16 protein-coding genes are annotated in these 12,975 nt (G+C 36.3%); 2 read left to right on the forward strand and 14 right to left on the reverse strand.

What is annotated here, in order from left to right; all coding sequences use genetic code 11:
• Positions 1–4: 4 nt before the first annotated feature.
• From der to AABL52_RS19365, 4 genes are all read right to left on the reverse strand, one after another.
• The gene (gene der / locus AABL52_RS19350) at positions 5–1,315 is read right to left on the reverse strand and encodes a ribosome biogenesis GTPase Der (RefSeq protein WP_001125888.1); all 1,311 of its coding nucleotides are present in this window, start codon (positions 1,313–1,315) and stop codon (positions 5–7) included.
• Positions 1,316–1,439: 124 nt separating this feature from the next.
• Complete coding sequence (locus AABL52_RS19355; RefSeq protein WP_000979054.1) at positions 1,440–1,625, reverse strand: capping complex subunit for YIEGIA; 186 nt, start codon at positions 1,623–1,625, stop codon at positions 1,440–1,442.
• Positions 1,622–2,515: a YIEGIA family protein gene (locus AABL52_RS19360; protein WP_341518219.1), complete on the reverse strand. Its 894-nt coding sequence runs from the start codon at positions 2,513–2,515 to the stop codon at positions 1,622–1,624. The genes AABL52_RS19355 and AABL52_RS19360 overlap by 4 nt, the downstream gene beginning before the upstream one ends.
• A complete protein-coding gene (locus AABL52_RS19365; protein ID WP_341519738.1) occupies positions 2,508–3,119 on the reverse strand; it encodes a YphA family membrane protein in 612 nt (203 codons plus the stop codon). The genes AABL52_RS19360 and AABL52_RS19365 overlap by 8 nt, the downstream gene beginning before the upstream one ends.
• A gap of 116 nt (positions 3,120–3,235) precedes the next feature.
• Here AABL52_RS19365 and AABL52_RS19370 point away from each other — a divergent pair, with 116 nt between their 5' ends.
• The gene (locus tag AABL52_RS19370; RefSeq protein ID WP_000513900.1) at positions 3,236–3,370 is read left to right on the forward strand and encodes a YpzI family protein; all 135 of its coding nucleotides are present in this window, start codon (positions 3,236–3,238) and stop codon (positions 3,368–3,370) included.
• Between the two features lie 316 nt (positions 3,371–3,686).
• Here AABL52_RS19370 and AABL52_RS19375 read toward each other — a convergent pair whose 3' ends face one another.
• The 4 genes from AABL52_RS19375 to AABL52_RS19390 form a co-directional block, all read right to left on the reverse strand.
• Positions 3,687–4,736 carry a type 2 isopentenyl-diphosphate Delta-isomerase gene (locus AABL52_RS19375; protein ID WP_341518220.1) on the reverse strand — a complete coding sequence of 350 codons (1,050 nt, stop codon included), beginning with the start codon at positions 4,734–4,736 and terminating at the stop codon, positions 3,687–3,689.
• A 12-nt stretch (positions 4,737–4,748) separates the two neighbouring features.
• Entirely contained in the window at positions 4,749–5,897 is a 1,149-nt protein-coding gene (rpsA, locus tag AABL52_RS19380; protein ID WP_000229568.1) for a 30S ribosomal protein S1, read from the reverse strand.
• 333 nt (positions 5,898–6,230) lie between these two features.
• A complete protein-coding gene (gene cmk / locus AABL52_RS19385; protein ID WP_000361261.1) occupies positions 6,231–6,908 on the reverse strand; it encodes a (d)CMP kinase in 678 nt (225 codons plus the stop codon).
• A 128-nt stretch (positions 6,909–7,036) separates the two neighbouring features.
• Complete coding sequence (locus tag AABL52_RS19390) at positions 7,037–7,210, reverse strand: YpfB family protein (RefSeq protein ID WP_088029087.1); 174 nt, start codon at positions 7,208–7,210, stop codon at positions 7,037–7,039.
• A 180-nt stretch (positions 7,211–7,390) separates the two neighbouring features.
• On the opposite strand from AABL52_RS19390, the gene ansA reads away from it, so the two are divergent.
• Complete coding sequence (ansA, locus tag AABL52_RS19395) at positions 7,391–8,365, forward strand: asparaginase (RefSeq protein ID WP_071721983.1); 975 nt, start codon at positions 7,391–7,393, stop codon at positions 8,363–8,365.
• Positions 8,366–8,402: 37 nt separating this feature from the next.
• Here ansA and AABL52_RS19400 read toward each other — a convergent pair whose 3' ends face one another.
• The 6 genes from AABL52_RS19400 to AABL52_RS19425 all read right to left on the reverse strand — a co-directional run bounded on the left by AABL52_RS19400 (position 8,403) and on the right by AABL52_RS19425 (position 12,962).
• Positions 8,403–9,383: a YpdA family putative bacillithiol disulfide reductase gene (locus AABL52_RS19400; RefSeq protein ID WP_341518221.1), complete on the reverse strand. Its 981-nt coding sequence runs from the start codon at positions 9,381–9,383 to the stop codon at positions 8,403–8,405.
• A gap of 109 nt (positions 9,384–9,492) precedes the next feature.
• A complete protein-coding gene (locus tag AABL52_RS19405) occupies positions 9,493–10,023 on the reverse strand; it encodes a peptidoglycan recognition protein family protein (RefSeq protein ID WP_001240648.1) in 531 nt (176 codons plus the stop codon).
• Positions 10,024–10,102: 79 nt separating this feature from the next.
• Positions 10,103–10,339: a DUF3961 domain-containing protein gene (locus AABL52_RS19410; protein ID WP_001983018.1), complete on the reverse strand. Its 237-nt coding sequence runs from the start codon at positions 10,337–10,339 to the stop codon at positions 10,103–10,105.
• Between the two features lie 93 nt (positions 10,340–10,432).
• Complete coding sequence (locus AABL52_RS19415) at positions 10,433–10,642, reverse strand: hypothetical protein (RefSeq protein ID WP_061677815.1); 210 nt, start codon at positions 10,640–10,642, stop codon at positions 10,433–10,435.
• A gap of 78 nt (positions 10,643–10,720) precedes the next feature.
• On the reverse strand, positions 10,721–12,007 hold the full coding sequence (gudB, locus tag AABL52_RS19420) for an NAD-specific glutamate dehydrogenase (RefSeq protein WP_000225171.1): 1,287 nt from the start codon (positions 12,005–12,007) through the stop codon (positions 10,721–10,723).
• 346 nt (positions 12,008–12,353) lie between these two features.
• Complete coding sequence (locus tag AABL52_RS19425; protein ID WP_001235391.1) at positions 12,354–12,962, reverse strand: genetic competence negative regulator; 609 nt, start codon at positions 12,960–12,962, stop codon at positions 12,354–12,356.
• Positions 12,963–12,975: the final 13 nt, after the last annotated feature.

The raw sequence follows: 12,975 nt of genomic DNA on the forward strand, positions 1-12,975 counted from the left end.
TCCATTAGTCTCTTGCTCTAGCGATAATGTGAATCGGCGTTCCTACAAAACCGAACGCTTCACGTAAACGATTCTTTAAGAAGCGCTCATATGAGAAGTGCATTAACTCTGTATCGTTTACAAATATAACAAATGTTGGTGGTTTTACCGCAACCTGTGTCGCATAGAAGATTTTCAGACGGCTACCATTATGAGTTGGCGTTGGATTCATCGCTACCGCATCCATAATTACATCATTTAATACGTTCGTTTGAATACGAATGCTATGGCTTTCATTTACTTCATTAATAACTGGTAATAATGTTTGTGTACGTTTTTTCGTTTTTGCAGATAAGAATACAATCGGTGCGTACTCTAAAAATTGGAAATGAGCACGGATGTTTTCTTCAAATGCTTTCATTGTTTTTTCATCTTTTTTCACTGCATCCCATTTGTTTACGACGATAATAACAGCACGTCCTGAATCATGAGCATATCCAGCAATTTTTTTATCCTGTTCAATAATTCCTTCTTCTCCGTCTAAAACGACTAAAACAACGTCAGAACGTTCAATCGCTCTAAGTGCACGAAGTACACTATACTTTTCTGTGCTTTCGTATACTTTCCCTTTTTTACGCATACCAGCTGTATCAATGATTACATAATCTTGGCCATCTTTACTATATGGCGTATCAACAGCATCACGTGTTGTTCCCGCTATATTACTTACAATTACACGTTCTTGACCAAGAAGTGCATTTACAAGTGATGATTTCCCTACATTTGGACGTCCAATTAAAGAGAAACGGATTGTTTCATCGTCATACGCTTCTTCTTCAATCTTTGGAAAATGATTTGCAGCTTCATCTAACAAATCACCAAGTCCTAAACCGTGTGTACCTGAAATCGGGAATGGCTCGCCAAATCCTAATGCATAAAAATCATAAATATCACTACGCATTTCTGGATTATCAACCTTATTTACCGCAAGTACAATTGGTTTTTTAGAACGATATAAAATTTTAGCAACCTCTTCATCTGCTGCAGTTACACCATCGCGACCATTCGTCATAAAAATGATAACATCTGCTTCATCAATTGCTACTTCCGCTTGTTGACGAATTTGTGTCAAGAACGGCTCGTCTCCAATATCAATTCCACCTGTATCAATAATGTTAAACTCATGATTTAACCATTCTCCCGCACTATAAATACGGTCTCGTGTTATACCTGGTATATCTTCTACGATTGAAACTCTTTCTCCAACAATTCTATTGAAAATAGTAGATTTTCCTACGTTCGGGCGGCCTACTATTGCTATTACTGGTTTCGGCATATACTTTCATCCTTTCAACTTGCTTCTGTTTATTATGTAAAAAACCCTTCTTTGTGCAAGAAGGGATTTGCATTCCAGAATATTTCTCAGCGTATCAAAACACCTCACATTATACCACACGTTGCTAATGTTTCACAATAATATATACATTCTCTTGTAAGCGATGCGCAATGCCATCTAAAATTGCCTCTAAATTATTTGCAACAAATTCTAATTCCTCTGTCGATTCACAAGTAAACAAAGGGGCACCACCAGCAAATTTCTCCGGCGTTGTTGTAATAACCGCGAGAATTACACTTTCTAACATCATCCCTTATCTCCCCTTCCTTTCGGGGCTTCCGATGACATATGAACAGCACTTTCTAATGTCGGCACATTCCCTATGACACCTATCGCTTTCTCCGCATCTTGATCTTGTGGCAAGACAAAAATTCCAACCCTACCATCTTCTAAATCACGCTTTGCTAACGGCACAAGCGCCGGCGTACCAGAATCTCTATAAATCCCTAAAGCGACAGAAACATCATGTAAAATAGCCTGTCGTTGTCCTAAGTTTGAGATGGTCACCATCGCATCAATTGATTTCGGCCTTAAAATAAAGCCCATTCCATATTTCATAATTTCCTCTTGCCTTGCCGGCAATCCAATATTCATAATGTAAATATTATCAATATACAGCCCCGCTCCTTCAAAACGAAGTGGAACATGCTCGATATCAACAAGATCATGTAACCTTCTGCCCGACATTAATGTTTTCGCGATAAAAAATGCGATGATAGCCATAATTACTCCAGCAATCCATGAACGGAACCCTATATACGCAAACGTCGTTGCAAACGACGTTAACATCGCCAAATAGTTGCGACTTTCAAAAACTAATGCAATTCCTTCAATGTATGTATTTCCACGCGGTACGAGCTCATATCCATCTAATTGTTGAAGTGTATTTCTTTCCATATTACGCACATCACGAAACTGTGTTGCTGCCAACGTAAGAAACGTAATAGCAGAAAAATCTTTTTTCAAAATTGACGGAATCGCAATCGCACCTAGAGCCGCTGCAATTAACCCCATCGCAATGTGAATAATTTTCCCGTGGAGCCTTGTCGGATATTGCCGCGTATCTGTCCTGAGCATTAGCACTCTCGTTACTGTCCCCGCTATTACGCCGCATAAAATGGCCGGTGTATATTCAGTCATGTATTACCCTCGCCTTTCTTTTACGTGTTTTCCCTTTGAACCGTTCCATATATACTGATGCTTTTGCAATCCAAAACAAAATTGCCATGAACAATGTAGAAACGGCGACGATATCAAAAAACGCTAAACTACCGTAATCATAAGGAAAGTGTAGTTTTCGAAAAATAATTGTCACAAACAATTCTCCCTGTAACATCCCTACATAAAGAGAACATAATCGTAATATACGATCTTCGTGTAATAAAACCGATGCATACACAAGAGCACTACTTAACAAAAACAACCTATCCACCACAATCCAAATTGGATCATATACTTCTAACAAATGAAAACTTGTATATAACATTGCAATAATAAGTGCCGAAAGTAAGGTATATAATTTTTTCCAAATAGAATAGAGCGTGATTCCTATAAAAGCAACCATACAAAGCAAAAGTGCATTTACTGATACAGTGAATGCAGCAATCGTTACATGCAACGGAGAGCAAATAATAAAAATCAATATACAAGCGCTTAGCTTCCACCGAATAGAATCCTTTTTCATAAAAAAAGTTACGACAATCCACCCTATCCAAGCTATAAAATAAAAAGTACTCCCTTCCATCATTTCACCTCCTATGTTTTCCATTATGGGAACTTTTTATGAAAGTTAATCCACTTTCTTCGCGCATAGTTTTTTCATATAACAGCAACACTTTTAATAAGGAGGTGCTATTCATTATGGGTAAAGATCGTCAAGAACGAAAACTAAGAGAATCACGCCGCGTTGAGTCTGACCGTGACCAATCACTACAATATCCAGGTGCAACTGGACTGGATACACCAGAGCAAGCTCGCAAGCAGAATCAGCACTAATGAATACAAAAAGACGGTTTCGATATTGTACGAAACCGTCTTTTACATTTTTATTTATATCGAAATAACATTTCATATATAAATTTTTCTAGGATTTTTTTACCTTCACCTATTTTCTTCGGCAAAATTAAACCCTTCCCAATCATTCATCAGTACAATCTTTACATTTTTCATCCTCTATTTCAGTCGTATTTTTCCCAAGCTAATGTTTATATACATAATAATAATTTTATTTTGATAGAATATTAATTCATTCCTCACTTTACATTACTAAAAAGAACAGAAAACAAAAAAAATCAACCGTTTGGTTGATTTTTTATCTTCTACTATAATGCGTCGTATCAATACCACGCTGCGTTAACCAATGATATGTTTCGCCCTTTACAACAAGAGGTACAGCCTGTAACTCTTCTATCGTCTTCGCACCAAGAGCTGTCATAATAAATTTCAAATCTGTATGTAAAAGATCAATTTCATCCACTAACTTCTCAATACCATCTTGCATTAAAATACGTAAAAAGTAACCAGCAAACGCAGTTGTATTCGCCCCTAATGCGATTGCTTTCGCTACGTCAAGCGCTGTTTGTATACCCCCAGATGCAATAAAAGAGAGGTTATTATTTGTAGAGGTTGCTTCAATAATCGAGGTTGCTGTTTGTATGCCCCAGTTATTAAAATAAGAAAGCATTCGCTGACTTCTTTCATTTTCAACAGCAGCAAAATTCGTACCACCTTGTCCGCCAATATCAATTGCCGTTACACCTACGCTCGCTAACTGTTGTACCGTTTCCTTACTCATCCCAAATCCAACTTCTTTTACAATGACAGGAACTTTACTATTTAAAACAATTTTCTCAATGCGCTGAAGTACACCAGTAAAGTCACGGTCTCCTTCTGGCATCGTTAACTCTTGTATGACATTTAAATGAATTTGCAATGCATTCGCTTCAATCATATCAACGGCACGCTCTGCCTGTTCGATAGTTGCCTCACTACCTAAATTAGCAAAGAAAATACCCTTTGGGTTTACTTTTCTGATAATCTTATAAGAAGCAGCCTCACTTTCATCTTTTAACGCCGCCATTTGCGAACCTACAGCCATAGCAAGATTATGATATTTCGCTACATATGCTAATTGCTCATTAATATGTAACGTTTTCTCTCCTCCACCACCAGTCATCGCATTGATAAAAATCGGCGAACTTAGTGAAAGTTCGCCGATTTTTGTTTCACATGTTATTGTGTCATAACTTGAATTTGGCAAACCTTGATGCACAAAATCAATATCATGAAAGCCATGCGTACGAGACTGACCAGTAGAAAGAGCATATTCAATATGATCTAATTTACGTTTTGCCCTTACCACTTGTACCCCTCTTTATTTCTTTAATTTTTTCAGTTGTTCACCAATAATATCACTTAATTGGAAAGTAGCAGAATCAGCATTTGGTTCATACTGACTGTAATCTTCAATTACATTATTTTCCTCAAGCGCTTCTTTTATACTTAAAGAAATACGTTTCTCTGCTACATGGACTTCAAGCACTTTCACTTTTACTTCCTGTCCCATTTCCAATACTTCACTTGGATTTTTCACGTGACGATTTGCAATTTGAGATACGTGCACAAGACCTTCAACGCCAGGTAAAACTTCAACGAATGCACCGAATGTAACAAGACGTTTTACTACTCCCTCACGAATATCTCCAGCTTTTAGTTCGCCAGCAACATTTTCCCAAGGTCCTGGTTGAGCTGCTTTAATTGATAAAGAAATACGTTGTGTATCAGCATCAACAGATAACACCTTTACCTTTACCTTTTGCCCTTGCTCTAACACTTCAGAAGGTTGCTCTACACGTTCGTGTGAAATTTGTGAAATATGAACTAAACCGTCCACACCACCAACATTTACGAAAGCACCAAAATCAGTTAATCGTTGTACTGTTCCTTCAACAACGTCGCCTTCTTTTAATGAAGAGATTGCTTCTTTTTTCTTAGAATCTAGCTCTAATTCTACTACTGCTTTATGCGAAAGGATTACACGATTTTTTTCGCGGTCTAATTCAACAATTTTCACGGCTAATGTTTTGCCTTTATAGTCAGTAAAATCTTCTACATAATGTACTTCTACAAGTGAAGCTGGGATAAAACCACGAACACCAAGGTCCACAACTAATCCACCATTCACGATATCTTTTACAGTCACATCAAATACATGACCAGAAGTAAATTTCTCTTGTAATTCTACCCATGCCTTTTCTGCATCAACAGCACGTTTAGATAAGACAAGATCATCCTCTTCTAATTTAATAACCTTTAATTCTAGTGTTTGATCTAATTCTACTACATCGCTTGCTTTTTCAATATGAACGTTAGCTAATTCACTAATTGGAATTACGCCATCTGTTTTGTATCCAACATTTACAAGCACTTGTTTCTCTTCAACCTTCGTTACAGAACCTGTAACAACGTCACCAACTTGTAATTCTTTTGAATCCATAACTTCTTCATTCATTTTCTCTACCATGGAAATACCTCCCTACAGAATTGACAAAGCATTTTTTATGTATATACGAAATGAAAACGAATGTTTTCATTTGCATGTTTAAGAATTTATCATCACATACTCAGTTTTCATACATTTCACTAGAAAATATATTAAACCTATATAAATAGTATACAGCAAAATCATCTTGAAGAAAGTATGTTTTGAAATATAATAGCGAATATATTCTGAAAGTTTTATCCCTCTTTTACTAACTTCTTACAAATCCGATCATTTGTCAAGGAAAGAGGTTCACAATTCACGTATCCTTTACATTTCTATACAAACAAAAAAGAAAGAGGCTATCCCCTTTCTTTATTTCGCAAACACTCCTGAAACAATACTCATAATTTTTTGGACAACTTCTTCAATTGATAAAGAAGTTGTATCTAATTCCAATGCATCATCAGCTTTTTTTAGAGGAGAAACTTCGCGTTCTGAATCTAATTTATCACGCTGAGCAATTTCTTCTTTTAACTGCTCTAAATTAGAATCGAAACCTTTATTCATATTTTCTAAATGTCTTCTTTCTGCTCTTTCTTCAACAGAAGCAAGCATAAAGATCTTCACTTCAGCATCCGGTAACACATGTGTACCAATATCACGGCCATCCATTACAACGCCGCCTTTTTCCGCTAACTCTTGTTGACGACGTACCATTTCTTCTCGAACAAGACGATGTTTTGCCACAATAGATACTCGATTCGTCACATCAGGTGTACGAATTACTTCAGAAACATCTTGTCCATTTAAAAATACAAGTTGTGTATTTTCACCTTGCTGAAACTCAATATTCACATTTTTTACAACTTCCATTAACTGCTCTTCATTTTCAATGTCCACTTTTTGCTCAAGGGCTGCATATGTAATCGCACGATACATTGCGCCTGTATCAATATAAACGTAAGAAAGTTTCTTCGCTACTACTTTCGCAACTGTACTTTTTCCAGCAGCTGCTGGACCATCTATAGCAATTGAAATTCGTTTATCCATTGTAACACCTCATTTTTTCACTTATAAAACAAAACGAAAAGCAGGTATTCTCCTGCTTCTTCTCATTTGCTTCACGTCATTAAATCCTCAATTATTGTAGCATAATCCTTCATAGAAGAAAATGAAAACTACCTATTCACCTGTAAGGTTTCTACTTTGTTTTTTACCATGACACCTTCATAATAAACAATTTTAGATAAATATTTCACTGATGACTTATGTATAAATAACAATTGCACAACCGAAAGACAAATGAATTGTATTACTAATATACGAATAATAATTTGCTCCACCTTTTTCAACGTAATTGCTCCCTCCTATCCTATATTTACACTTTCCGTTTCGTGGTTTTACACATCGTACATATAGCAGTTAATTTTATTGTCATTTTCGAGGCATACTTTTATACATTTCCATTGTCGAATTTACTCAAAACATGTTATGTTCTAAATGTATTTTTTTACTTGAAAGGGGTATAAGCATTGAAAAGAATCCTAGTTTTACACACAGGTGGAACAATTGCAATGGAGGAAGATAAAGAAACTGGGGTCGTACAACCAGGTGAAAAAAATCCTCTTTTAAAATTTATTCCTGATTTAGAAGGCGATGTTGATTTAATCGTTGAAGACGTGTTCCATCTACCATCTCCTCATATGACACCGAGCGAAATGTTACAATTACAAGTCATCATCGATGAAAGAGTAAAACAAGACAACATTCATGGCGTAGTCATTACGCATGGTACGGATACATTAGAAGAAACAGCCTATTTCTTAGATTTAACAGTACAAGCAACTATTCCAATCGTTGTAACAGGCGCAATGCGTTCTAGTAATGAATTAGGCGCTGATGGTCTATATAACTTCTTATCGGCTGTAAAAGTCGCTAGCTGTAGTGAAGCAGCTGAAAAAGGTGTTCTAGTCGTATTAAACGACGAAATTCATTGCGCTACAAATGTAACAAAAACACATACAAGTAACGTGGCCACATTCCAGAGTCCACAGTATGGACCAATCGGTATGGTAACAAAGCGCGGAGTTGTATTCCATCACGCCTTAGTACATCACGAAACATATTCAGTAAATAAAGTTTCTAAAAACGTAGTTGTTCTAAAAGCATACGCTGGTATGGACGATACATTGTTAGCAGCAATTGAAAATCTTCCAGTAGACGGGATTGTTATTGAAGCACTTGGACAAGGTAATTTACCTCCAAGAACACTTCCTAGTCTAGAACGATTAATAAACAAAGGAATTCCTGTCGTATTAGTTTCTCGTTGTTTCAACGGCATCGTTCAAGATGTATATTCATATGAAGGTGGCGGCAAGCAATTAAAAGATATGGGTATTGTATTCACATACGGTTTAAATGCTCAAAAAGCACGCATTAAATTATTAGTTGCATTAGAGAATACAACTTCTCATGAATCAATCCAAAATATGTTTATGCACGATTAAAAAAGAAGCTGTCGAAGTTTATTTCGACAGCTTCTTTTTACATTTCTCTCGTTGCAATGGTTTGCGCAATCGCATCCCCATGAAATCGACCGTTCTCAATAAATATTTCATTTGCATTATTTCCAGCAGCAATTACACCTGCAATAAAAATATTTTCAGCGTTCGTTTCCATTGTATCCTCTGTATAAATCGGGCGTCCTGTTTCCTCATCAATCCGAACACCCATCCTCGTTAAGAAACTATGATCAGGATGGTAACCAGTCATCGCAAATACAAAATCATTTTGGATTGTATATGCCTCATCATCAACTGTAAACGTTAATGTATGTTCAGTAACTTCTTTCACGTGAGCCCCGAAATGCATTTGAACTGTGCCACTTCGTACTAATGCCTCAAACTCCGGCAAAATCCACGGCTTAATGCTCGGAGAGTACTCACTTCCGCGATATAAAACTGTTACACGCGCACCGGCTTTAACAAGTTCTAACGCCGCATCTACACTCGAGTTTTTCCCACCTATAACTACTACATCTCGATCAAAATAAGGATGTCCCTCTTTAAAATAGTGAGCTACTTTCTTCAATTCCTCACCTGGAACATTCATATAATTTGGATTGTCATAATATCCAGTTGCTACAACAATATATTTCGCTATATATATTTCTTTACTTCCGTCACGCTTTGTCGTTTCAACTTGAAAAACGTCTCCATCCTTTTGAACTTTCTCCACTCGCTCAAAAGCATTTACACGTACAGATTTACGCTTTACTACTTCACGATAATACGCAAGCGCTTGATTTCGAACAGGCTTACGATTTTCTGTAATAAAAGCTACATCACCAATTTCTAATTTTTCACTAGAAGAGAAAAATGTTTGATGTGTTGGATAATTATAAATCGCATTTACAATGTTTCCTTTTTCAATTACTAACGGGTTTATCCCTACCTTTTGCAACGAAATTGCTGCTGCTAATCCGCACGGACCGCCTCCAATTATGATAGCTGTTTCTTTCTGCATACTCAGCTCACTCCTAGTCTTCTACCAATACGCTATTTATAAAAACAAGAAAAAACCTACTTACAGCAGTAGGCACCTATCTTTATTGTATTCATTTTTCATATATTTGTCATCTAAACGAAACGTACATCCGATAGACATCTGCTAAAAACTGCTGAAATTTAATACCTTGTTTCCCTAATACATTTTCAGGATCAATCTTTCTAGCTGGGTCAAGTGTTTTATGTGATACGATATCTTTTTTCGGATTCAAGCCGAAGTTTTGACATAAATACGCATGATACCACGTAAAACGGGTATATGCTTCCCAAAAGTTAACATCACCGCCATAACAAAGTTCCACTCCAATGGCAGCCTTATTGGCATCATAACCATATAAGTCATTATCTGTCGGCACACCATATCGAACATGATAGGCTACTTCATTTATAGGAACAATTTCCAATATTGTTTTATCATCTATAAATGTATGTGCCGAAGCTTTCGGTTGTATTTCATTAAAGTAATCCCGATTCCCTATCGCATTGCTACCAGGGTTCCCCGTATCATGACTTACAATAAATCTTACTTTAGAAAGAGGAATTCCCGGTCGTGAACTTCCATACCCAATATAGTTACGCTCTATAGGAAACATCGCCATTACTACCAACTCCCACTTCAGAAGATTACCTTACTTCTTTATATATGTATTCGGTAGCAATGTCCTTATCGCATATTTCTTACGCGAAGAGAAAATCGAAAATATTTGATGTGAATACCATAAATAATAAAATACTTACAGCAACTCCATAAAAACCGTAAAACCAAACACAATCTTCTTTCGTATCTAATCCGAAAAATTTATTTACTGATTGTAATAATGTGCCACGCTTACTTTGTTTGTTTCTTAATACTTCCACTCGTTCTACAACATCTGCTGGCATCATAAATCTTTGGTCTACTGTCATTTTCATCATTTATCTCTCCTTAAAATCATTTCCGTTTTGTTTATCTAAGGAAAGTATAGCACGTTTGTTCGTGCAGAACAAGCGTTCTTTTTTATTTTTATTTTATTTTTCAACAAACCAATTAATAATTACCAATATAACAGCGATAATTGGTCCTACTATAACCGCACCAAATATTAAAAACAGCAGTCCTTCCCCGAACACCCGAACGATACTTGTTTTTGGGGCTTTCGTCGTTCTCGCGAGTTCTCCCTCTAACCTCTTAACTTTTTCTTCTAATTGTTCTACTCGTTCCATCATTTCATTTTCCATATACACCACCTCATTCTTATACTTCAACAAAAAAACGTGATTCCCTCGAAAGGAATCACGTTTTCTCATAATATAATATTATACCCAACCTCTGAAGCGACTTGCTTCAGCCATTTTACGAACACCAACCATATACGCCGCTAAGCGCATGTTCACTTTACGAACTTGTGCTGTTTCATAAATAGAATCAAATGATCTTACCATTACTTTTTCTAAACGTTGTTCTACTTCTTCTTCAGTCCAGTAGTAACCTTGGTTATTTTGTACCCACTCAAAGTAAGATACCGTTACACCACCAGCACTTGCTAATACGTCTGGAACAAGTAAAATGCCGCGATCTGTTAAAATTTTAGTTGCTTCTAATGTTGTTGGACCATTTGCAGCTTCAACAACGATTTTCGCTTTAATATTGTTAGCATTTTCTTCTGTAATCTGGTTCTCAATTGCAGCTGGAACTAAAATGTCACAATCAAGTTCTAACAATTCTTTGTTTGAAATTGTATTATTAAATAGTTTTGTTACTGTACCGAAGCTATCACGACGGTCTAATAAATAATCAATATCTAATCCGTTTGGATCATGCAATGCACCGTAAGCATCCGAGATTGCAATAACTTTCGCGCCTGCATCATGCATAAATTTAGCTAAGAAGCTTCCAGCATTACCGAATCCTTGAACAACAACGCGTGCACCTTTAATATCAATGTCGCGTTTTTTTGCAGCTTCACGAATACAAATTGTTACACCTTTCGCTGTTGCTGTTTCACGTCCATGTGATCCACCTAATACAAGTGGCTTACCTGTAATAAATCCTGGTGAATTAAATTCATCGATACGGCTATACTCATCCATCATCCATGCCATAATCTGAGAGTTTGTGAATACATCTGGAGCTGGAATGTCTTTTGTCGGTCCTACGATTTGGCTAATTGCTCGTACATAACCGCGGCTTAATCTTTCTAACTCACGGAATGACATTTCACGTGGGTCACAAATAATTCCACCTTTACCTCCACCGTATGGTAAATCAACAATACCACACTTTAAACTCATCCAGATTGAAAGTGCTTTCACTTCATTTTCTGTTACATTCGGATGGAAGCGAATTCCACCTTTCGTTGGACCAACAGCATCATTATGTTGTGCACGATATCCTGTAAATATTTTAACAGTCCCGTCATCCATACGAACTGGTATTTTCACTGTCATCATACGAATTGGTTCTTTTAATAATTCATATACTTCGTTTGGATAACCCAATTTTTCTAATGCTTCACTAATAACAATTTGTGTCGAATTCAATAATTCAAAATGTTGTTCCCTTTGTTGTTGTGTTTTTGTTTGAGTTCCCTTTTCGGCTACCATAGTAAGTAAACCCCCTGTAATTTCACTTGTTTAGTAAACCTTCATTGCCTAGTATACACCGTTAAATTTGGAATGCAATAGAAAACGCTAACAAATATATACAAACTATTTTCTGTTGCAAGCGTTTTCACTATCATTATAGTCCTTTTATCACTTTTAGAAAAGTAAAATACTTAAATATTTAAATATTTTTTATTTTACTTATATACAACACCTTAAGAAGATACTTTTAAGCAAAAAACGCCCCAGTATTTATGATTCCCACTTTACCATTGATCGTTTTGACATTTCCAGACCAATATTTTAGATTTTTCCAAATAAAAAACAAAACCTTAGCTTTGTTATATTAGCTAAGGTTTTGTTTTTTCACAAAGTAATTGTGTATTTGTTCAATTGCTTGAGAAGCCATTAATTCTTTACCATACTCCATTAGACGATAAATAGTTGCTGTAGACGGATTACCATATTCCGCTAAAATAGCTATAAAATCTGCCTTCAGTAATTGAACTTGCTCCTCTTCTTCCATCCAAAGATAGAAACGACCATCCCACGTATATAGTTTTCCGCCAGTTACATCAAGGTTATATAAACGATTCGACAGGTTAATTACGTCATCTAGTGTAGCAAACTCATAAAGTATATGCTCGCTTTCATCTAGAGTCACTTGCATTTCAATAAACTCGTCACGGAACTCATCATCTGTATCCACATCTTGATGTTCTTTCGTTACAATTACGACCATTCCTTGCGCTTGTAGAGAAAATACTTCAACTGCAATCGGACCATCCGCTTCAAATCCTAGTTCCTTATTTGCTTCCTGCATCATATCACGAAATAATTGCTGTACTTTCGGTGCATTTCTCCACAAATCTTCTTTCGTTAATCCTCGTTCAGATAAATCATCAAATGTTAAGAAAATTTTTATCTTATTGTAATTTAATCGTTCCAGCCTCATCTCATACCCTCCC

The organism is Bacillus paramobilis (assembly GCF_038096195.1).
Classification (GTDB): Bacteria; Bacillota; Bacilli; order Bacillales; family Bacillaceae_G; genus Bacillus_A; species Bacillus_A mobilis.